At 66.7% G+C, this 20,567-nt stretch carries 12 protein-coding genes; 3 read left to right on the top strand and 9 right to left on the bottom strand.

The window, feature by feature from the left end; all coding sequences use genetic code 11:
- Positions 1 to 148: 148 nt before the first annotated feature.
- From ABZ098_RS02950 to ABZ098_RS02940, 3 genes are all read right to left on the bottom strand, one after another.
- Complete coding sequence (locus ABZ098_RS02950) at positions 149 to 1,594, bottom strand: DUF234 domain-containing protein (protein WP_356586587.1); 1,446 nt, start codon at positions 1,592 to 1,594, stop codon at positions 149 to 151.
- A 147-nt stretch (positions 1,595 to 1,741) separates the two neighbouring features.
- On the bottom strand, positions 1,742 to 1,945 hold the full coding sequence (locus ABZ098_RS02945; protein WP_356586585.1) for a DUF397 domain-containing protein: 204 nt from the start codon (positions 1,943 to 1,945) through the stop codon (positions 1,742 to 1,744).
- The gene (locus ABZ098_RS02940; RefSeq protein WP_356586583.1) at positions 1,942 to 2,814 is read right to left on the bottom strand and encodes a helix-turn-helix transcriptional regulator; all 873 of its coding nucleotides are present in this window, start codon (positions 2,812 to 2,814) and stop codon (positions 1,942 to 1,944) included. Before ABZ098_RS02940 ends, ABZ098_RS02945 begins: the two co-directional genes overlap by 4 nt.
- A 186-nt stretch (positions 2,815 to 3,000) precedes the next feature.
- Here ABZ098_RS02940 and ABZ098_RS02935 point away from each other — a divergent pair, with 186 nt between their 5' ends.
- The gene (locus ABZ098_RS02935; RefSeq protein ID WP_356586581.1) at positions 3,001 to 3,663 is read left to right on the top strand and encodes an ATP-binding protein; all 663 of its coding nucleotides are present in this window, start codon (positions 3,001 to 3,003) and stop codon (positions 3,661 to 3,663) included.
- Here the strand turns inward: ABZ098_RS02935 and pglX are convergent, their stop codons facing one another.
- Together pglX and pglW are read right to left on the bottom strand one after the other, a co-directional pair.
- Positions 3,664 to 7,194, bottom strand: coding sequence for a BREX-2 system adenine-specific DNA-methyltransferase PglX (pglX, locus tag ABZ098_RS02930; RefSeq protein WP_356587605.1), 3,531 nt, complete (start codon positions 7,192 to 7,194; stop codon positions 3,664 to 3,666).
- A gap of 261 nt (positions 7,195 to 7,455) precedes the next feature.
- Entirely contained in the window at positions 7,456 to 12,147 is a 4,692-nt protein-coding gene (pglW, locus tag ABZ098_RS02925) for a BREX system serine/threonine kinase PglW (protein WP_356586579.1), read from the bottom strand.
- Positions 12,148 to 12,367: 220 nt separating this feature from the next.
- On the opposite strand from pglW, the gene ABZ098_RS02920 reads away from it, so the two are divergent.
- Complete coding sequence (locus ABZ098_RS02920) at positions 12,368 to 13,957, top strand: HNH endonuclease (RefSeq protein ID WP_356586577.1); 1,590 nt, start codon at positions 12,368 to 12,370, stop codon at positions 13,955 to 13,957.
- A gap of 242 nt (positions 13,958 to 14,199) precedes the next feature.
- On the opposite strand, the gene ABZ098_RS02915 is transcribed toward ABZ098_RS02920, so the two are convergent.
- A complete protein-coding gene (locus ABZ098_RS02915) occupies positions 14,200 to 14,916 on the bottom strand; it encodes an N-6 DNA methylase (RefSeq protein ID WP_356586575.1) in 717 nt (238 codons plus the stop codon).
- A 291-nt stretch (positions 14,917 to 15,207) separates the two neighbouring features.
- On the opposite strand from ABZ098_RS02915, the gene ABZ098_RS02910 reads away from it, so the two are divergent.
- Complete coding sequence (locus ABZ098_RS02910; protein ID WP_356586573.1) at positions 15,208 to 15,345, top strand: hypothetical protein; 138 nt, start codon at positions 15,208 to 15,210, stop codon at positions 15,343 to 15,345.
- A 45-nt stretch (positions 15,346 to 15,390) separates the two neighbouring features.
- On the opposite strand, the gene ABZ098_RS02905 is transcribed toward ABZ098_RS02910, so the two are convergent.
- The 3 genes from ABZ098_RS02905 to ABZ098_RS02895 form a co-directional block, all read right to left on the bottom strand.
- Positions 15,391 to 17,457, bottom strand: coding sequence for a DUF2075 domain-containing protein (locus tag ABZ098_RS02905; protein ID WP_356586571.1), 2,067 nt, complete (start codon positions 17,455 to 17,457; stop codon positions 15,391 to 15,393).
- Positions 17,458 to 17,552: 95 nt separating this feature from the next.
- The gene (locus ABZ098_RS02900) at positions 17,553 to 19,466 is read right to left on the bottom strand and encodes a DUF2075 domain-containing protein (protein WP_356586569.1); all 1,914 of its coding nucleotides are present in this window, start codon (positions 19,464 to 19,466) and stop codon (positions 17,553 to 17,555) included.
- 302 nt (positions 19,467 to 19,768) lie between these two features.
- Positions 19,769 to 20,332, bottom strand: a complete 564-nt coding sequence (locus ABZ098_RS02895) for a hypothetical protein (RefSeq protein WP_356586567.1) — start codon at positions 20,330 to 20,332, stop codon at positions 19,769 to 19,771.
- Between the last annotated feature and the right edge of the window lie 235 nt (positions 20,333 to 20,567).

The raw sequence follows: 20,567 nt of genomic DNA, 5'->3' as shown, positions 1-20,567 counted from the left end.
CACCGGGCAGCGCGGCGCGTCCCCCGTCACCGGGACGACGAGTGATGCTCAGCACCGCATGCTGCCCCGGAAGTACCGTCCACCACTGTTCACACAAGTGGGGACGGTCTTCGATCGTATCGGCCGCGTATGACATGGGGGAGGGAGGTCACGCAGCGGAGCCCCAGCCCTCCATCAACTGCTCGGGTCCGTACGTCGCCGCCGGCCCGTCCACCGTGAACCCGGAGCGGGACACCGCGACCAGCGGAGTGTCCTCGTCGGCGCCGGGTACGGCAAGGGCGTCCCGGGCCAGCGCGGCCAGGGCCCGACGGTCGAAGGGTCCGCGCTCGTGCCACTTGATCGAGCCCACGAACCCGATCTCGCGCGCCGGATACCGGTCTGCCCCGACGAGGTCGACCTCGGGGTTGTTGGTACGGGGCCACCAGCCGCCCACTTCTCTCACCCGCGGCCAGGTATCGTCGGGCAGCAGCCGGGCCAGGGACTCCCGTACGACGGGTTCGATCGCCCGCCCGCGCCACGAGGTCCAACCGCGCTCGACCGCCTCTGCCACGATCCGGCCGCGTCCGCGCTCGATCTCCGGGATCCCCTGCTCCAGGAAGGCGAGCCAGAAACGCAGGTAGGGATCAGCGACGCGGTAGCGGCGGTCGCGGTCTCCGGGGTGTGTGGAGAGCGGGGTGTCGACGGCGATGAGTCGCTTGTCCGCGAGGGTGCGCAGGGCCGGGTTGAGCGAGCCGGGAGGGAGCGGCCGATCAGCGGCCCCTGCTCTCGCGGCGATCGTCCCGAAGGTCCGCTCACCACTGCCGATCACGGAGAGCACGTGCCTGGCCTGGAGAGCGGTCGGGAACTCGGCGGCCAGTGCCCGCTCGGCGGACACGAGGAGGGGGGAGGTGGGATCGTCGAGGGCGCGGGAGAGGAAGCCGGTGCGGCTCTCGCCCTCCCGCCACTCCTGGCAGATGAGGGGCAGGCCGCCGGTGATCAGATGGGCGTCGAAGGCGTCGGCGGCGGGGAGCCCGGTCATTGCCATGACTTCGGACGGGGAGAGGGGGGCGAGGACCATCTCGACCCCCCGCTGATGGAAGGGGCGACCGTAGGCGGAGAGCTGCTCCATCATCGCCAGATCGCTGCCGATGAGGATGAGCAGCACGGGCTTCCGGCTCAGCACCCGGTCCCACACGGTCTGCAGGGTGCCTTCCAGAACCGCGTCGCCTTCGAGCATCCAGGGCAGCTCGTCGAGTACGACGATGCTGGGGGAGTCGTCCGGGAGGACCGCTGCGAGCTGGCGCAGGGCGGTGTCCCATTCGGCGACGGTGGTGACGCCGGTGAGGAGGGCGGTGTCGGGCAGTGCGGAGTGCCGGACCTCGTCGAGGAAGCGGGCCCGTTCCCGGTGGGCGTCCTCGCCTCGGGTGGCCTGGTGGACGACGTAGGGCACCTGGGCGCGCTCACAGAAGAGGTCGACGAGCCGCGACTTCCCGACCCGACGCCGACCGCGGAGCAGCAGGGCCCGACCGCGTTGGTCGCCGCGGCCGTCGCGGACCCAGGAGAGGTGGTGGTTCAGGGTGGCCAGCTCGGATGTGCGGCCTACGAAGCCTGGCATGGGTCACCCTTCGAGTTTGCTCAAGCTGAACATACTCAAGTTAACCATAGTATGAAGAATGTGAGTAGCAGAGATGTTGCCGTGAGTGATGGTGTGCGGGTTGACCGGCAGGCAGTGCAGTGCGGGCCGGCCTTGAGGGTGGTCGGCTCAGGCGAGGTGGTTGATGAAGGTGCGCCAGGCGTCGGGGGTGACAGTGATCACGGGGCCGACGGGGTGCTTGCTGTCGCGGACCGGTATGAGGGTGGGGAAGTTGTCGGCGATCTCGACGCAGTTGCCTTGCCCGCCGCTGTAGCTGCTGGCGCGCCATGCCGCTTCCGCGAGCACCGGCTCTATGTGATGGCCCTGGCTCATGGTCCGTACTCCTTGGCGATGCGGCGGATCAGCGTGAGTGATTCCGCCGGGGGCAGCGCTGTGGTGCGGGCGTCATCGAAGAGGGTGCGGTAGTACGCGACCTCTGGTTCGCGCTCCATCCAGATGTTGCCGGTCGGGGTCTCCGTCAATACGAGGTCGAGCGATGTCACCTGCGGAAAGCTCAGCAGCAGGTACGGGCCGAACATACCCGAGTGCGCACCGCGCGAGAACGGGAGTACCTGGACGGTGATGTTGGGGTGCTCCGCCATCGTGGCAAGGTGCTCCAGTTGCGCCCGCATCACTGCGGGGCCACCCACGTGCTGACGAAGGACTCCTTCCGCCAGCACCGCCCAGAGTGACATCGGGTCCTCGTCGATGAGTCGTTGCTGCCGGGCGAGCCGTACCTGGACGAACTGATCGATCTCCTCAGGCGTCTTCCAGGCACGAGAGGCGACTGTCACTGCGCGGCCGTACTCGGCGGTCTGGAGAAGTCCTGGGACCAGTTGCACCTCGTATGTTCGGACGCTGTCGCAGATGGCCTCCAGTTCGATCTGGTCGCGGTACGAATCACCCAGAACGGAATCGTACTTATGCCACCATCCGTCGCGGCGGCGTCGGTTGGCCCGCTGTGCCATGGCGCCAAGGCGGCTGCGCGTCTCTGGGTCCTCGACTCGATAGGCATGCATCAGCGCGTTCAAATCCGGGGCGCGAACGGGGACGTGCCCGTTCTCCATGCGGCTGATCTTCCCTTTGGTGCAGTCGAGCACCTCGGCTGCTTCGGCCATGGACACGCCTGCCGACTCGCGGAACTTGCGGAGTTCATCGCCGAGTTGGCGTCCGAGCACGGTGGACGGTTTGACAGTAGGCATGTGTGACTCCTACCAGAGGCCAGAGCTGCAGGGCGTGGCGCTTACTCGAAAGAGTGAAACAGGGTCATCAGGCTCCGTGCAATATTGCGCCGATCTATATGCTCCAGAACGCTGTGAATGGATCGTCCGTAAGCGGCGCCGCAGCGCGGCAACTTGATCAACAGCTATCGACCCTCAGGGGGCGTCATGGCAGGGAGCCTGGGCACGAACGAAGTCACCTTCCGGCTGTCCCGTTGCCGTCGAAGTGTGCCGAGATCTCGGGCGGCGTTACATGCTGTGCTCGGCAGTTGGGGCGTGGGCCAAGATGTCCTGGAGTCGGCGGAGTTGGTGCTCTCGGAGCTGGTGACTAACGCGCTGCGCGTACGGGTGCCGAGTGATCGGCAGGTGGGCGTACGGATCGCACGATCCCTAGAGGACGGCCTGCTGCGGCTGGAAGTCAGCGACGCGGGCTCGGGCAGGCCCGAAGTGCGGACGCCCGGTGACGAGGAGACCGGCGGACGCGGGCTGTTGCTCGTGGAGACGCTGGCTCACCGCTGGGGAGTTGAGGAGCGCGCGGGCGGGATCGGGAAGACCGTGTGGGCGGAGCTGAAAGCGCCGGACATCGTGGCTGAACCCGACGGGCGGGAGGTCGCGGCTGTCATGGTGCGGCCTGGCCAGCTAGTGCGCGTGTGGGGTGAGTGGCGCACTGTCCGTACGGTTCGCACTGAGTCGTACGCGGCTGGTGGACGCGCCGTTGTGCTTGGACTGGACGAGGGCCCGGCGCTACGGGTACACGCGGCAGAACCGTCGACCATGCGGGACGTTGGCGTGCCCTCCACGCGGGAGAGAGGGCAGGGCACGCCGGGGTGATCAGCCCTTGGTCGGCTTCCCGGGACGCCACGCGCGCAGGTCGTCGTCGGTCAGACCGTGTTCACCCTGCTTGGTCGCCCGGTAACCCGCGAAGAAGGCCGCGGGGGAGCCGCCGTACAGGGGGTCGAACTCGTCGTGCCACTGGGTCAGCCAGGGTTGCAGTTCGAGGAGGCCGGCGAGGAGCGGGGTCATCTGCTCGTCGGACAGCTCGTCGTGGTTCGTGAAGTACGTACTGAGGGCCTGGGCCTGCTCCCGGTGGTCCCAGCCCGCCCAGCCGAACAGGTCCGGAGTGCCGGAGATCGTGCCGGTGGCGTAGGAGATGAACCGCTCCTTCGGCACGTCCAGCTTCCCGCGGGCACGCCAGTAGGACGGCTTGAGGAAGTCGGCCGATGTGTACTTCGGCGGCACGGGGATGGAGTCGCGGATTTTCCGCTTGGCGGGTTCGTCCTGAGCGGCGTCTTCCTGACGCTGGAGATCCCAGACGTGCTCCCAGTCGGCGCGCTTCCTCAGCCCGGTGGGCTTGTAGCGCAGGGCGGCGAGGAAGGGGACATGCTCGTTGGCGAGGAGATCCGCGACGACGGTCGCCAGCTCCTTGCGGGGTGCATACAACTCAACGACGGAGACGAAGTCCGCGTCGAGGGAGAGAGCGGAGGTGAGCTGGGCAAGGGGGAGGATCGTCGGCTGGCCGTCCTGGAACCAGAGTTCTCGGTTCTCGATGCGGTCGAGAAGCCAGGAGCGCAGGGCCTTCTCCTGGAGCGCGTCCCACCCTTCGGTTGCCCACCGGCGCTTGTATTCGGGGCGCTCGACCATGCCGATGGCGCGGGAAGACTCGATGACGTCGATGCGCTTCTGGACGGTGGCCTTGTACTCGTCTGACCAGTGATCGGGGAGCGTGGTGATGGGGGTGGACCCATGCCGCTTGAACCACTCGTCGGATGCCTCACCCTTCTGCACCCGCCGAGCGAGCACGATCTCGAACGCACGCTCACCGAGGGCTAGTTCGGGAACCCCGGCCTCGGGAGCGCGGAGGTCTTCGGAGTGCAGGTTGTAGAGGGAGTAGACCTGCCAGTCCAGTTCTTCTTGCAGGGCGATCATGCGTCCCAGGAGATGCTCCCACCGGTCGCGAGCCTCCCGGAGGGAACGCTGTGTGGGAACTTTGGTTTCGAAGAGAGCAAAGGGGCTCGCGCTCGCGAGATCTTGGGCGGTCTCATCGAGGCGTGCAGAAAGGTGAGTGGGATATGCTGACGGAAGTGGGAAATCCTCAAGGCTGGATCCGGTGAACTCGAATCGATGTTCCCAGAGTTCGTCAGAGATGCCGCCGCCGACTCCACCATTGCCCTTGGACTGGCTAACCTGCTTAAGCCAGAATGCGGCGCTAGAGCTGTTTAGTAGCCCTAGTAGCTCTAGATGATCCTCCTCGCTCGCATTCTCTGAAAGCTTGATCACTGGAGCGTGGCGATTAAACACCTTGCCGCCCCGGTCTAGGGCGAAGTGATTCTGTGAAGAGACGAAGGCGAAAGTGAGGGATAGTGGCGTACTGTAGGCCGAGGCCGTATATTGCATGTACTCCCACCACTGCAGCCCGGCTGCCGCCATGTCGCCTTGGAAGGTGCTGCGCGCCGCCAGCAGTCGGCGCATGGGCCATAGTTCGCTCTGTAGGTCTGCCTTATTCAGATCGCTGCCGTAAGGGAACCAGATCGCTTCGTGAGGATCGGCGCGCCAGTCGCGAACGGCGTCTCCCGTCATGAAGGGACGCAGGCCCTGTCTGTCTGCTGTAGTTCTGTAGGTCGCTCGGAGTGGGCGTAGGTACGCTTCATCCGCTCCGACTCGTACGGCTCGCCCGATTGGCGGATTAATCGCATCTCTCAGGCGTCGAACCCCGCTCCCTTTGAGGTGCTCAATCATTTCGAGGCCGCCGTTGGCTAGCATCCACGGGTGTTTCCCGAAAAATCGGACACGGTCCAAATCGTCCACCGAGATCCACTTGTTTGTGGTCCCTGGATTGTCGATGAGCTCGGTGATTGATTTCCAAACGTGGCCCTCTTCGGGGACGTCGGGTACTTTGGGCTCCCCCTGGACGGTACGGACCGTACGGATTGTTTCCGAGCGGCCGCTTCCAGATCGTCGTCTTCCGGTGAGGATGACGGTCGGTGTTCCGTGATGGGGAATGAACGCTCCGGAAGTGTCAATTACCTCCGTCAGTTCCACTTTGTGTCCGAAATATTCTTCGATTAGCTTTTTACCGAACTCGCGCTTCATGAAGGAGTTCGCCGTAATCTGGCCGACCATCCCGTACCCGCGGCCACCGGGTTCCCCTACCTTCGCCAGCTGGAAGAATCGCTCAGCGAACGGAACGGACAATGCATACGTCCCCGCACAGGACGCGTACAATTCACGATACAGCGCATTTAGCTTCTTGTCCTTGACCGTGATGTAGGGAGGATTTCCCACCACCACGTCATACCGGCCCTGCTCCAGGATCCTTGGATAGTCCTGAACGTCCTCCGTGGCGTACGTGAACTCCGCGAGCGGATCTCCCGACTCCTCGCCAATCAAGGTCAGTTCAAGCTGTCGCGCCTTAATGAGAGAATCACCCACAGCGAGATGAATCGGCCAGTCGTACCGCCCGGCCTCCTCCAGCGTCGGCACCCCTGCCGCAGCCATCGCTGCAATTAGCAACCGGAAGCGCGCAATAGCCACCGCGAACGGATTGATATCCACTCCGTGCACGGAATTCAACGCATTCCGCACCCGCTCATGCACATCCCGCCCACGCTCCCGCTCCGCCCAAAGCCGCACCATCCTCCGGAACGCACCGAGCACAAAGTGCCCCGACCCGCACGTGGGGTCGATCATCTTCAGCTCGCCGAACCGCCCGCCCAGCTCGCGCACGACCGGATCCATGGTCCGGCTGAGGATGAACTCCTCCACGAACTCTGGGGTCTGCAGCAGTGCGTACGTCTTCCGAGCGGCTTCTGACAACCACTGGTACAGATCGCCAAGGAACCGCGTGTCCCACCCCTTCGCGCCGTCCTTGCTCAGGGGGTCGGTGAAGTCATGAACCAGCTCCCCGTCCGCCCGCCGCTCCCGCCAGAACTCCACCAGCGCCCGCGCCCCGTCGTGCGAGACCGGGATCTGATACAGCGGATTGCGCCGCCTGTCGAACAGCAACTTGCCGGCCTGCCCGGAGCCCAGCTCCGCGAAAGCCCGCTCCAGCCACCCCCGGTACGTCGGGTCCTGCTCCTCCTCGACGTACTGCCGGTACCGCGCCTCCGCCAGATCCCGCCGCTCGGCATCCGGGCCCGTGAGGTACGGCTCCGGGATCAGCAGGTTGTCCTCGCAGAACCGTACGAACACCGTGCCCAGCACCCACGCCACCGCGACCTGCGTGATCCGCTCGTCCAGCCACGCGCTCCAAGTCGCCCCCGTACGACCGAGCTTGAACGCCAGGTCATACTCGGCCTTCAGCCGCCCCGCGACCGCCTCTGCCGCCCGTACTCGCTCAGCCCGCTCCTCCGGCAGCTCGCCCAGCCGCTCCTCCAGCCAGACCTCCCACTTGGGGCTCCCCTTGGGATCGGCCTTCTGTAGCTTGCCGTACTCCGTGCGCAGCGGCTTCAGGACGGTCTCGCCGTCCCGTACCTGCTGGCCGAGGTCGACCTCGACCGCCTTCACCTGCTTGATCAGGTCCGTCAGCAGTGCCTTGGACTTGCGGTCGATCACTTGGTCACGTCTCCTGTCGTCATCCCCACCCACACGCGAGCGGCTCGGCATGCGGCACTCGCGCTCAACGCATCATCCCCGCGGGCCGGCGGCCACGGCACCCTCCGGCTTCGCCCGATGAGCGTTCTGCACCCAGAACTCGTTCAGTACGATCCACTCACCGAGCCCCGACTGGTACGGCACCGCCACCGTCCCCAGCCGCGGCGGCCGGGCCGGGTCGCTCTGTGGGCACAGCAGCCACAGTGCGCGTCCGCCACCCCGTGACCGCTCGGCCAGCCGCTCCAGGACGCCCATCGCGTCGTACCGGGCGAAGACCCCGCCGTCCGTCAGCAGCAACGGAGCCGCCACCCCGATCTCGGCCCCGCTCCCAGAACCCACGCCCCCCGGTCCCAGCAGCTCCCCGATCCGAGGCTCCACCAGGCCCCACGCCGTTCCCGCGTACTCGGCGAACTTCATCGCCCCCGGCGTCCCGGCCCTCGCCACATCCGCACGCAGGATCGTCTCCCAGGTGGGCTTCGGCCGAGGGTCGACCAACTCGTGCAGGGCCTGGACGAACAGCTCGGCCACCGACACCACGACGGCCCCGCCGGCGAAGTCCTGCCGCCCGAGCTCGTCGATCGCGTCCCGTGCCCACTCCGTCGGCACCGTCAGCACACGGAATCCGTCCCGCCGCGCCGACGCCTTCAACCGGTCCTCGGCCGTACCCGCCGCCGCGAGCTCCGGGTCGTCGGAGTAACGGTGCGCGGAGACGGTGCCAGTCGGCTGCCGTCGGGCATCCGACGACAGATAGGCGGAGGCTCCGTCCGCGCTGCTCGGCAGGTAGCGCAGCGTTCCTGTGCTCTTACGCGTCGACAGCACCAGGTCGAAACCGGCGTCCTTCAGGGCCTTCGTCAGCCGACCGCCCGTAGGCAATGCACGGCCGCCGCGTTCGTTCAGCAGCTCCGGGAAGCGGGCCCGTACCCGCTCGTGGACGTCGTCGGCCGTCAGGCCCGGCTGGTCCGCCTCCGCCATCCCAGGGATGAGCGGTACCAGGCCGGCCTGGGTGAGGCGCAGGGCGCGCACCAGCGGCAGCTTGCGCGGATAGATCTCCAGGCGGGGTGTCGCGGCGGCATGACGAGAGGCGGCCACCGCTATCTCCACCATCCGCCGGTCGTCCCACTGAACCGCCGCACTCGGCGGTGGTACGGTGCCCAGCTCGGCCACCACGGTCGCCGCCGTCGGCAGGGTGTCGAGTTTCGACATGTCGTCGGCGACACGGCCAAGCCGCTGGGCGTAGTGGAGCAGGCCCGGCGCGGACGGAGTGTCTGGGGCGTCGTCCGCGCCCACCTCCAGCGCCAGCAGGCCTGCGCCCATGCTCTCGTCGGCCGCGTCGCGGTTTGGAGCGTGCTGGAACTCCGCCTCATCCGGCACGAGTTGTTCGACCTCCACCACAGCCCGCACGGCGGCCAGGGCCAGTGCCCGCCGCTGCTCGCGCTCTTGGAGCTGGGTACCGCGCCGTACGGTCAGCGCGTCCGCGATCTCCGCGGCGGAGGCGACCCGGCCCAGGTCGTGCAGCAGGTCCAGGACTTCGGCGCGCAGCGCCCGGACCGCCGGGTGCTTCTTCCAGCGGGTGCGCTGGTTCTTCAGCATCTGCGGGATACGGCCCCGCGACAGCCCGAGTGCGTGCGCGACGTCCGTCTGCGTCGGCCAGACCCCGACCTCCGACGGGAGTACGCCCTGCTCGTTGGGCAGGCGCAGCAGCAGCCGTACCATCTCGCACTCGTTGTGGTTCGAGCTGTCCTTGCGCAGCGGCGGTACGAAGACCGTGGCGAGCGTGTCGAGGCTGACGCTGCGCAGCGCGCGCTCAGGGAGCGAATGCGCGCCGGCGCCGCCGTTCGCCGCCACCGCGTCCGCCGCCGCGGCCTCGGCGGCCGACAGCTCCTCCTTCGCGGCCTTGCGGCCCTCGGGAGTGAGCGGCGCGGCGGGCTTTTCCGCGAGCTTGAGCCGCCACTGCTTGATGCGGTTCAAGACCTCCTTGCGGGTCTTGGCACCGAGACCGGGGGCGTTGACCAGCTGGCGCTGGCTGTAGTCGAGCAACTCGCCGACGGTGTTGACGCCGAGGCCGTACACGAACGACTCCGCGGCCGGGCTCAGGCCGGACGACGAGATCAGGGTGCCCCGGTCGACGCGCTCCGCCAGCCGCTCGCGCTGCTGCTCGGCGCTCTCCTCCTCGGCCTCCGGGATGGCAGCATCCGGGGTGTGCTGTGCCGCCTCGCCCTGCGCGGGTGGCGCCGCGTGGCGTGACGGGCGGCGGGACGAGGGCTTCGTCTCGTCCATCGCGAGGAAGATCTTCTTCCAGGCGTCCCGCATCGGCTTGAGGTCGGGGAAGCGCTGGGAGGCGTCCCGGTGCAGGGCCTTCTGGAAGAACGCGACCAGGCCGTCCCGTACCGCCGGGTCGAAGGCGTCGGCGGCGATCCTTGGGTGCGGTTCCTTCTCCGGGTCGGTCTGGCGCGGCGAGACCTTGCCGTCGCCCCACACCGGGAGCTCCCGGGACGCCATTTCGTGCAGGGTGACGGCCAGGGCGTATAGCTCGGCGTGTGCGTCGTAGACCGAGCGGTCGGTGAGTGTGCCGATGAACGGGTCCAGGTAGCCGTCGGTGCCCGCCGCGGTCTCGTTCACGGGGTAGCCCGCGAGCGAGAAGTCGATCAGCACGAGTTCGCGGGTGCGGTTCGGGCGGATACGGATGGCGATGTTGTCCGGCTTGATGTCGCGGTGCCACACGCCCTCGCCCTCGAGGAAGTCCACCGCGCCGAACAGGTAGTCGCCGTACGCCTCGAGTTGGTCCACGGACAGGCGGCCGAACTCACGAAGCTGCCGCGCGACCGTCTCCTCGCGGCGCCGACGCTTCGTACCCGGTGCGGACAGCTCGCCGCTCTCGTCGCGCTCGTCGCCGACGTACTCCATGACCAGGACCGTGCGGGGGCCGATGCGCTGCGGCTCCGGCTCGACCAGCCGGATCACGCGGGAGTCGGGGCGGAGCCGGCCCAGCACCTCGGCCTCGCGGCGGAGTACTTCGCCGCGGCTGTCCGACGTAGCGACCTTCAGCACCGCGAGGGACTTCGAGAAGCGCACGTCCGGGCCCGCGGTCAGGTCCCGCACCAGGAACGCGCGGCTCGTGGAGCCCGTACCGAGGCGACGCCTGACTTCCCAGCGGCCCGCCAGCACATCGCCCGCGACCGCGTCCAGGGGGTCCTTCTCGGGCTCGGCCGGGCGCGGGGTCTCGGCCGACGGAGGTTCCGTCAGGTCCGCCTCGACGACCTCCAGCATCTCCAGGAAGTCGTCCACCGACGACAGCCGGGCGGAGACGTCGTAGGCGGTGGCCGCCTGGACCAGCTCGTCGATGTAGGGGGAGAGGCCGTCCACCAGGGAGCTGGGGCGCAGGCCCTCGCCCGCCTCGTAGCGGGCCACCAGTTCGGCCTGGCTGGCGGCCGGGGGCCTGCCGGTGGCGAGTAGATAGGTCAGCACGCCGAGTCCGTACACGTCCAAGGCGACCGGGTCGGGCCTGAGCGCGGTCAACTCCGGGGCCAGGTACGGGTCCGCGCCCTCGGCGAGATGCGCGCCCGCTCGCGAGAAGGTCGTGGGGGCGAAGCGCTCGCCGTTGCCGGTCACGCCGTGCTCGGAGCTGCGCTGGACGGCGACCTGCCAGTCCGAGATCTGCAGGTGCGGGCTGGACCAGGCGCCGGTTTCGCTCTCGGTGTCGCCACGGCGGGTACGGCCGCGTGGGATGACGTGGACCGCGCGGGCGGCCAGGGTGCGGTGGAAGATCCGTCGGCCGTGCGCCGAACGCACCGTCTCGGCGAGCTGCCGCACCAGCGCCATCCGGCTGAGGATGTCCAGCTTCGCGCCGTACTGGATCAGGTACTCGTCCAGGCGCAGGGTCCGCGGATCGAAGTCGAAGATCAGCGCGGGGCCCGCCGAGTGCCCGGACGGGTCGTACTGCTTGAGCTGGACGACACCGGGGTGCCGGAAGTGGCGCAGCACAGCGGCCTCGCGGCGTGCGGCACGCTCGACGGAGGCCCGCAGTTCGGCGTCGGAGCCGCGCTCGCGCAGATAGACACGGACGCGGGCGGCCTCGGGCAGCTCACTGTGCTGGGCCAGGTAGTCGGCCCAGGTCGGGCCCGAGTCGAACGCCTTCCGGCTGAGCAGATACGGGCCGACCTTGTACTCGGCGTCGCTTCGGGCGATGCCGATGCGCTCCAGCGCCGCCTTGATCCGGCGCGACCGCGCGGCGTCGATCCGGCGGTACTCGTCCTTCGGTGACTCCTTCAGCATCTCGGCGAGCTGGTGGACAGTGAAAACGCCGTTGCGGTCGTGGGCGGGCAGGCGATTGCGCAGCGAGGAGTCGGTGAAGCAGACGGCTTCCGAGACCCACACCTTCTCGCCGTTCTGCTGCAGCAGCGCGGCCAGCTCCTTGGCCTTCTTGTTGGCCAGGTGCAGCGGATTGCCGTGGGGGATCTGCCGGCCGCTGGGCTGTGTCTGCAGCCAGGTGCCGTTGCGGGACTCGACGGAGCCGTGCCAGTCCTTCAGCTCGATCAGGTGGACGCCGCCCGGGGCGATGACAAGGAGGTCCACTTCCCGGACATGGCCGGTGTGGGCGGTGAAGGTGAAGTTCGACCAGGCCCGCCACGGGTCGTTGTCCGGGAGCTTCTCGCGGATGGCCTCCAGGCCCCGGTGTTCATGCTGGAACTCGGAGTCGGTGACCGCGGTCCACCGGCCGTCCCGCATGTGCCATCCCCGCTTCGTGTCGCTCTGTGTCGATTGCTGCTGCTCAGGCAGCAAAATACCCCGCTCAGATCGTAGCGGTTGAGGTACGGACGGTGCTGGCTCACTTCGGTGATCAACCTCAGGTACGGGAGTGCTCGGCCGCCTCTTCAGCGGAGCCGCTTGTGACTGCTGGGCCAAGTCGCTGACAGATAGCCATCGTTAGTATGAAAATCTGATCACCATGGGGAATGAGCATGGTGATCGCCCGATCTTCGAGGCTGGCGCGGTAACGGACAATCGGGATGGTACGGACCTCGCCGGGGAAGCCGATGCCTCGGTGCAGTGGCTGCTGCAGCCCAGGGGCGGGCCCGATGTGCGGGGGCCCAGGAACTTCGACCGCTCGATACGTAACGGCATCCGGCTCGCGGACTACGAGCACGTCCTGGGGGAGGATGCGGAAGAACTCAAGCGACACTTCCCGGACGGGCTGGCCCGGCTGTGGGGGGCAACGCCTCTCAAGACGGAACGCCATCCCAAAGGAACCGCACTGCGGGAACGGAAGGTCGGCGACGAGGTGTTGTTCTACGCCGAGAAGGAGTTCATCGCCAAAGCCCGCGTTCTGGGGCTGATCCGCAACCCCGACTTGGCCAGAGCGGTATGGGGGGAGCAGAAGGACGGGCGGACCTGGGAACACATCATGGCTCTGGGCGATGTCGTGGAGTTCAAGATCCCCGCGGCCCCCATCCTGACCGCGCTGGCCGTGGGGAAGGAGGTGCGCTACCTCAGACTGGTGCGGGCTGCGGAGCGGCGGCGTCATCTGGGGCTGCTGGACACGCTGGTGGGCGGGAACGCAACCCCCGTAGGCCAACCCACGAGCGGAGAAGCTGCTGTGGCGGCGGCGGTGAAGCTGGGCCGCGAGGAGCTCCTTCGCGCTCTCGGGACCTTGGAAGCCAGTGTGCCGGAGGAGTCACGTACGCACCACGGAGCACTGACGCTGTTGTGGTCCATCAGCCGCCTCGTATCGGGGCAGAGCCGCCTTGTGCCATGGCACGACTTCAAGACCGAGATCGGTCCACTTCTCCTGGAGTTCGGCGGTTCCAGCATCGGGGCTGCACCTGAGAACCCGTTTCGGCACCTGCGCAGCAGCGGACTGTGGGAGGTGGAAGGCACAGGCGGCGAAGGGCTCGACGCGGCATTGGCGACGGCCTCGGCTGAGTCCGACATCGCGGCAGGGCTTCGGCCAGAGGTGGCGAAGCTGCTGAAGCAGCCGCTCACCCGTGCCGAAGCGATCGGCCTGCTCTGCACCACCTACTTCCAGGACGTCGACCAGGGGGCTCTGCTGACGCGCCTCGGCCTGGCTGGGTACGCCCATGCCAGTGGGAACGCAGGCGAGGAGGCCGAGGACCGAGAGGGAACGGATGAGGCCGCGGGGCGCGGAACGCGTCGACCGGTGAACTCGTCGCGCCCCGATCGAGACCTGCGCCTCGTCGAGGAGATCAAGCTGCTCTACCAGCACGGCTGCCAGGTATGCGGAGTGCGGCTGGAGACACGCTTCGGTCACTACAGCGAGGCCGCGCACATCCAAGGGATCGGAGCCCCGCACGATGGACCGGACAAACTGTCCAACCTCTTGTGCCTCTGCCCCAACCATCATGTCCAGTTCGACAGGCTCTTCCTCTTCATCGCCGAGGACTGGAACGTGCGGCGAAGCAGAGACGGGGAACTGATCAGCCCACTGAAGCGCCACCCCGAGCACGTCATCGACGAAGAGTGCGTCGAGTACCACAGAGCGCTGTGCGGGCGTAGTCGCTACAGCCTCGGATCGGACTGATTTTCGAGGCCGGAGCGACCGATAGGGGGCTTGGCTATGGAGTCCCAGCTGCCCGCCTCGCTCCGGTCTGCACCGTACGAATGGCTGCTCCCGTTTGTCTGGCATCGGCCAAGTTGCAGAACAGGAATGGTTATTCCTGCATGTCCGTCTGAGACAAGGAGCCGCTGCCCAGTTCATCGGCGACGGCAGCAAACTGGTTCAGAGCGGCCTCCAGGTTCTCGACGATCTCCCTGGCGATCACCTCAGGGGAGGGGCGCTTGGCTGGCATCAAGGTTCGGGTCTGCCGCCCAGGTGATGTCCAGATTGAGATGGTCACGGGCGATCAGTTCGTCGTAGGAGAAACACCTGAAGCGCTCCGTCTCGACCCTGTCCGCCTGCGGGTTTCCCGGTAGATACGCTTCGAGGAACTCGACCAAATCAGCTTGTTGCAGTGGTTTCTGCTTGAGGGAAAACTCTAGACCAGTTCGCAAGTCGTAGACCCAGAGTTTTGAGGTGTTGGGCTTTCCTCCGATGCGGGTTCTCTTGTCGAAGAAGAGGACATTAGTCTTTATATCGGCCGCGTAGAAGATTCCAGTAGGCAGTCGCAGAATCGTGTGCAGGTCGAAATAATCGAGCAGGCGACGGCGCAGCGTCGAATAAGTGCCGATCTCGAACAATACGTTGTCGGGGACGATGACTGCTGCCCGCCCATTAATTTTCATCAACGACATGATGTGTTGAAGAAAGTTGACCTGTTTGTTGGTGGTGGTGATCAGGAAGTCGTTGCGCAGGTAGTGTACTTCCCCTTGCTCCGCCAATCCGTTTCTGCCTGTAGCGGTTATCGCGGCCTTCTTGCCGAATCGCGGATGGGCGAGGACGAGGGAGGCGTGTCGACTTGGCTGTGTGAGGGGAGCGTCCTCCGTTTCCACCAGTGACTCATACGAAGCTTCCTCGGCTTGTGCCGAGTCGGCCGCAACCACACGATCAGGCGTACCAGGTCTACCAGAAGCCCTGCCACGACTGGGACCGTGTTCGTATACGCTCCGACCGCGTCGCTGGGCTTCAAACCTCAGCGAGATCAACGGAGTTCGGCTACTGTTGCTTCGCGCCGTGTCTCTTCTTCGGAAGGTGCGGTCGGAACTGCACAGGCTCGGCAGTGGAGCGCATCCCTTGTGGACGCCACTTCGGTGGTGTGGACCGCCCGGTAGGGCAGGACCCGTTCTACCGCCTTGGCGGGGGGCTACCTCGCGGCTTTGTAGAAGGGCTGTTGCATGAGCATCGCCTCCGACAAGAACGCACAGACGCAGCGCGCGTGGCACCGCGAGCTCGCGCTCCGTATCGCCGCCGGCCTCGTGGCCAAGGCGCTGTGGAGCGCGGTGCAGACGGCGGCACGGGTCTGCGGCCTGTAGCCGCAGGGTGGTGGGGTCCTCGGACCCCACCACTGAACCTGACTCTCAGATCAGAGATTCGAAGCTCAGCTGCAGACCCTGAGAACCGGCCTTCGAACGCTTCTTTATCGTGTGTTTGCCCTTCGGCACCGACGGAAGCCGGACGCCGCGTGCTTCCGGCGGCAGCCTGTCCCACGTGGGGCGGAGACCGTCGTCCTCGACAGGACCGACCATTTTCTTCAGATAGGCCTGAGTTTCGGTATCCGTCGAATACAGCACCGTCGCGCGACTGGCTCGGGTCATCAGCACGTGATAGGCGTTGCGCACGCATTCGTCGAACCGCTCGTTGTTCCTGGACCGGATTTTCTCGTCCGCCGAACCCGGCGTCCGCACCCGCCATACCCCGCGTTCCTTGTCGCGGGTCAATGCCGCGCGCCGGTACTCCCAGTGGTCCCCGCGCCAGACCATGTCGTCGCCAATGATCACGCCGCACCAGTCCCACTCCAGCCCCTGCGCGCTGTAAACGCAGCCGATCTGGCCGACGCCCCCGCGTCGTACCCCCCAGAGCTTGGCCGGCGGTGCGTCGTTCGCACCGGATTTGTCTCCCTTGACGTTCCACGGGCGATGCCAGTCCCCGATACGCACGTCTGACTCAAGCGTCTTGTCCTTACGCAGAGGCGTCCACGGCCAGCAGAAACCCGCGACCATACGCGCGCTCGCTCCCGCCTCACTCTCCTCCAGGATGATCCGCTCCAGCTCCTCGGGGCTGTCCGCCACCTCAACGTGCATCAGGCCGTCGGGTATCCAAGTGTCCGGCTCTCGATTGGAGATGCCGAGCAGATCGTGGACCCAGTCGCGATAGCGGTCGCTGCCTCCGCAGCGGAACTGCTTGTGGAGCTCGTACATCCTGGGCGTGGTGTGACGGCTCTCCGCGGCTACCCGGATCAGGTCCGCCGTCCCCACCTCGTCGGGACGTACAACTTGGCTTCCATCCAGCAGGAAGACGGTCACGCGGGCGGCATCAAGGAGATCATCCACCTGCGGTTGCTTCCCCCACTGTTCCTTTGGCAGGTAGCGGGACGTCGAGCGCGCGCGTAGGCGGTGCGCTTCGTCGCAGATGAGCAGATCCAACGGCGGCTGAGGCGGCGTGATGAAGCTGCTGAAGAAGGCGAATCTGTCCTGGAACTCTCCGTCGCCGTAGCCGACGTGCCTCTTCATCGCAGCGTCGAACGCACGGGAGCCGCTGGCGTACTTGACGCTTTGTCCTGCGGCTGAGAAGTGTTGCAGCAGTTCCAGGCCGATCGCGCTCTTGCCGCTCCCGGCTCCGCCCTCCACGATGAAGACGGCGCGTTCTTCGTCCGTTGGAAGACGCTCAACGGCCAGGCGGATGTCTCGGAAGACGCGACGCTGCTCACCTCGCAGGGTGAACACGGTGTCTTCGCCCCGTGACGACATCATCGCGTTGAGAAGCGGTGTGGTCCGGATGGCCAGCCGCTGCAGCACCCGCTCCGCCGCAGAGGCACTTCCGTTCTCGGCGAAGCGTTCTCGCAGTTCGTCGAGGAGACTGGCGCGTGTGTCGGCCGTGATGGTCAACGCGTGTGGTCCCGTGGAGGTGCGGGCGGAGAACAAGGGGGCCACATCGGAGTCGTGGGCGTTGTGTAGGTAGGAGAGGCCTGCATACTCGATCTGCATGCCCTTGAGCGGGCCCTCGTCGCCGGTGAAGAAGTCATAGGTGGCTTGGAGTTGGTCGCTGGGGTGTGGCTTTGGGCTCGCGTAGCCGGGCACGTCGACTCGTTCGGGTCTCTTGGCGCTGCGCGAGACCGAACTCCACCGTTTGAGTTCCACGAGGAGGACTGATTCCCGGTCCGTTTCCGGGTGCCGGCCCACCAACACGACATCCACCGGTGCGTCAGCGCCCTCGGGTTCGCATTCCACGAGCATCCGTACATCGCCACGGCCCGCACTCACCAGGTCGGTGGCGAGTTGTATAAGGCTTTCCTTCCAGGCAGCCTTCTCCCCGTCGCTGACTTCTCTCTTCTTGAACGACAGCCAGCGCGCGGCCAGATGGGAGAGCAGCAGCCGCCGCTGATCAAGTCTGAGAAGGTCCACCGCAGGTAACTGCAGCAGGAGCATGAGGACATCCCCCAAAGCACGAGAAACTCGTGCGGGTGGGGGCATGTCCTAGGGGAAGCCCGTCGGGCCGCATCCGACTACTGATCACTCTACGGTCACATCGCTGAGCGGCGCCCGTACACGAGTTCCGGCACCTCGGCCCGAGACACCGGATGAATAAGCGACCGCAGTTTCTCGCGGGTCTCCGCGTCCGTCGAGTAGAGGATTGTCCCGACCATTCCCCGGGTCAGGAGCACCTTGTACGTGTTGCGGATCAGGCGGTCGACGTCGTCGTCCGGCGTGGCCTTCGTGAAGGACGGGTCCTTCGACGCCGAGCGGTCCACGACCCAACGGTCCGTTCGCCAGACCAGGTCGGGGCCGATGATCACGCCGGACCAGTCGTACTCGAAACCCTGCGCCGTGTAGACGCAGCCGACCTGGCCGAAGCCCGCCGGGTCGGTGGCCCAGAGAGGGGCGGGTGGTGCGCCGAGGGCTGATCGGTCGCCGTAGAGGTTCCAGGGGCGGGACCATTGGCCGATCACGACGTCTTCGGGAAGGGTCGTCATGTCCGAGGTGATCTTCGTGGTCCACTTCCAGCAGTAGCCGGCCGACATGCGGGCGCCATAGCCCTCCTCGCGGCGTGCGACGAGGAAATCCTCCAGCTCCTGCGGGGTCTCGGCGGTCAGTAGTTGCAGCTTGCCGTCGGGCTCCCACTGGCTGGGCGTGCCGCCGTCGAGGCCGAGCAGGTCGATGACCCACTTCTCGTACGCGTCGCTCCCGCCGCACCTGAACTGGCCGTCCAGTTCCACCACCGTGCAGTCGAGGCCCTCTGCGGCGGCGGCTCGTTCGATCTCCTGCCTGGTCCCCATCTCACCGGGTCGCACCACTTGGTGCTGGTCGAGCAGGAACACGGGGACCCGGGCCGCGTCGATCAGTTCCGCCACCTGGGGGCGGCCGGTGCGCAGTGCCGCCTTGGTGTAGCGGTTGGCGGAGGTCTTCCGCAGACGGTGGGCCTCGTCGCAGATCAGCACGTCGAGGTCGTTGGGCTCGGCGTCCATGAAGCTGTTGAAGTACATGAACAGCTGCTGCACTTCACGTTTCTTGTGACCCGCGACCCTGCGCATCGTCTTGGTGAACGACGCGGATCCGGTCGCGTGCAGCGCGGGTACTCCGCGGCGGTACAGCTCACCCAGGACCGACAGCGCGATGACGCTCTTTCCGGATCCGGGACCGCCGGTCACCACGATCACCTGCTTGTGGTTGCCGCGCTTGGCCTTGCGGACGGCGGACATCACCTTCTCGTACGCGACCCGCTGCTCGGCGATGAGCACGAACTGCTCGCGGTCGCGGATCTCGGCTGCCGCTACCGACATCAGCTGCTTCGACGGCCGTACCTTGGCGTCGAGCAGTACGTCGGCCACGTGTGCGCCGGGCTTCGCGGCGAGCCGCGAACGCAGGAAGTCGAGGAAGGCACCGCGCTGTTCCCCGGTGTACATACGGCCGTACTGGTTCTCCTCGACGTTTCTCAGCCCCGCGATCTGGAACTCGGTCGCGTTGTGCAGGAACGCCACGCCGGCCAGCGAGTTGGGCATCCGCTCCAACGCACCGTTGAAGGACCGCAGATACTCGCAGTAGCCCCGTACCTGCTCGATCGGGTGGAGGACGGGCTGCGCGTACGCGTCGATCCGGCACAGCAGCGGCTCGTCCTCCTCCGGATAGGCCGCGCTCCACTGCTTGAGTTCCACGACGACGTACGACGGCTCGCCCGTCGTCGGGTGCACACCGGCGAGTACGGCGTCCGCGCGCTTGCTGGTCAGGGGCAGGCTGTACTCGACGAGGACCTCCACCTCGTCGAGTCCGGCCTCGATGAGCGCGTTGACGAGGGCGGGGAGGCTGCGTTCCCAGGACCGTATCTCCGCCTGTGCGGGCCTCCGGCCGTGCTGGTGACGGAAGTTCTCGGTCAGATGCAGCGCCAGCGACCCTTCGAGGATGCGGGCGGCCACGGACGCCGCGGACTCACGGAACAGCAAGAAAATGCCCCCAGGCAGCACGAAGAAGACTCGTGCGGGTGGGGGCATGTCCTCCGATGTCCGCCACGCAGGCGGATCAGGAAGCCCGTCGGGCCGCTGAGATGGTGGTCATCATCCTAAGTGAGCGTATCGATCATGTGGAGGGGACGGAGGAGGATGCGGTCCTTTCAGGCCTCAACACCCGGGTCCTGTCTCGGCAGTGACGACCGGCGAGCGCCGACGCTGTCACGAGCCGCAGTAGAGCAAGGCACCTTCGAAGGCATCGTCAAACGGGGTCTGACCGTGTCCTCGCCGGACCTGGATCAGCGCACCCGCTCCCATGCGTGGAGCACCGCCTGGGCGTAAGCGACGCGGGCGTCCAGGTGCTGGGGGTCGTAGTGGTAGACCTTGTTGATTCCTCGGTAGTCCAAAGGTGTGCCGGATCCGGTCGTGCGCCAGCGTGTGCGGGTCGGGCCGTCGAGGCTGGTGTCGCTCGTGTCGCCCTCGAACAGTGAGTAGACCAGCATGAAGAGGAAGAAGAGCAGCCAGACCGGAGAGCTCAGGGCGTACAGCATCCAGGTGTATCCGCTCCCGACCTTCCCTGTGAAGGTCCGTGGCGTGCCAGTAAGTTGTACGGCCCACCGGACACGGCGAGGCCAGGGGAGGAAGCGGCCCGCGCGGCGCGTTATGCGGGCCAACGGGGTGCCGTCGGCGGCGTGCACGTCGTACACGTCGTGGGTGTCCGGGGCGGTCGGCTGGAACGAGCACATCAGCCCACCGCCGCCTCCGCCGTGGATCCTCCACTGCTTCGTCGTCCGTCGCTCGAAGACCTCCGCCACCGGGGTGGCCTCACCCTGAGCACCCGTCAACTGGATCGTCGAGCTCATCTCGACATCATGCTGAGGGCCCGCGGGTACGGGGTTGTTCGCCTTGACCACGAACGTGTATCGGGCCTGCGGCGGCGGTTGTTCCTGAGGAGTGGGGTGCATTCTGTGTCCGGCTCCAGATACGGGTGCGCTCGTTGGATCAGGTCGCTCGCAGAGGATACGGCCGCTGTTGACGCGGCCGGGAGCTGCTGATGGCTCGGTCGAGGGGGGCACACGTGGTGCCGTCGTCGCGTAG

Origin of the sequence: Streptomyces sp. NPDC006335, assembly GCF_040612795.1 — a bacterium.
Taxonomy (GTDB): Bacteria; Actinomycetota; Actinomycetes; order Streptomycetales; family Streptomycetaceae; genus Streptomyces.
This window is presented reverse-complemented; position numbering and strand designations above follow the sequence as displayed.

What these genes read in the sequence shown, in the direction of transcription:
- ABZ098_RS02905 (WP_356586571.1), bottom strand. Translation starts at nt 17,457, where the DNA reads ATGCTCCTGCTGCAGTTACCTGCGGTGGACCTTCTCAGACTTGATCAG.
- pglW (WP_356586579.1), bottom strand. Translation starts at nt 12,147, where the DNA reads ATGCGGGACGGCCGGTGGACCGCGGTCACCGACTCCGAGTTCCAGCAT.
- ABZ098_RS02950 (WP_356586587.1), bottom strand. Translation starts at nt 1,594, where the DNA reads ATGCCAGGCTTCGTAGGCCGCACATCCGAGCTGGCCACCCTGAACCAC.
- ABZ098_RS02935 (WP_356586581.1), top strand. Translation starts at nt 3,001, where the DNA reads ATGGCAGGGAGCCTGGGCACGAACGAAGTCACCTTCCGGCTGTCCCGT.
- ABZ098_RS02945 (WP_356586585.1), bottom strand. Translation starts at nt 1,945, where the DNA reads ATGAGCCAGGGCCATCACATAGAGCCGGTGCTCGCGGAAGCGGCATGG.
- ABZ098_RS02895 (WP_356586567.1), bottom strand. Translation starts at nt 20,332, where the DNA reads ATGAGCTCGACGATCCAGTTGACGGGTGCTCAGGGTGAGGCCACCCCG.
- ABZ098_RS02910 (WP_356586573.1), top strand. Translation starts at nt 15,208, where the DNA reads ATGAGCATCGCCTCCGACAAGAACGCACAGACGCAGCGCGCGTGGCAC.
- ABZ098_RS02940 (WP_356586583.1), bottom strand. Translation starts at nt 2,814, where the DNA reads ATGCCTACTGTCAAACCGTCCACCGTGCTCGGACGCCAACTCGGCGAT.
- ABZ098_RS02920 (WP_356586577.1), top strand. Translation starts at nt 12,368, where the DNA reads ATGGGGAATGAGCATGGTGATCGCCCGATCTTCGAGGCTGGCGCGGTA.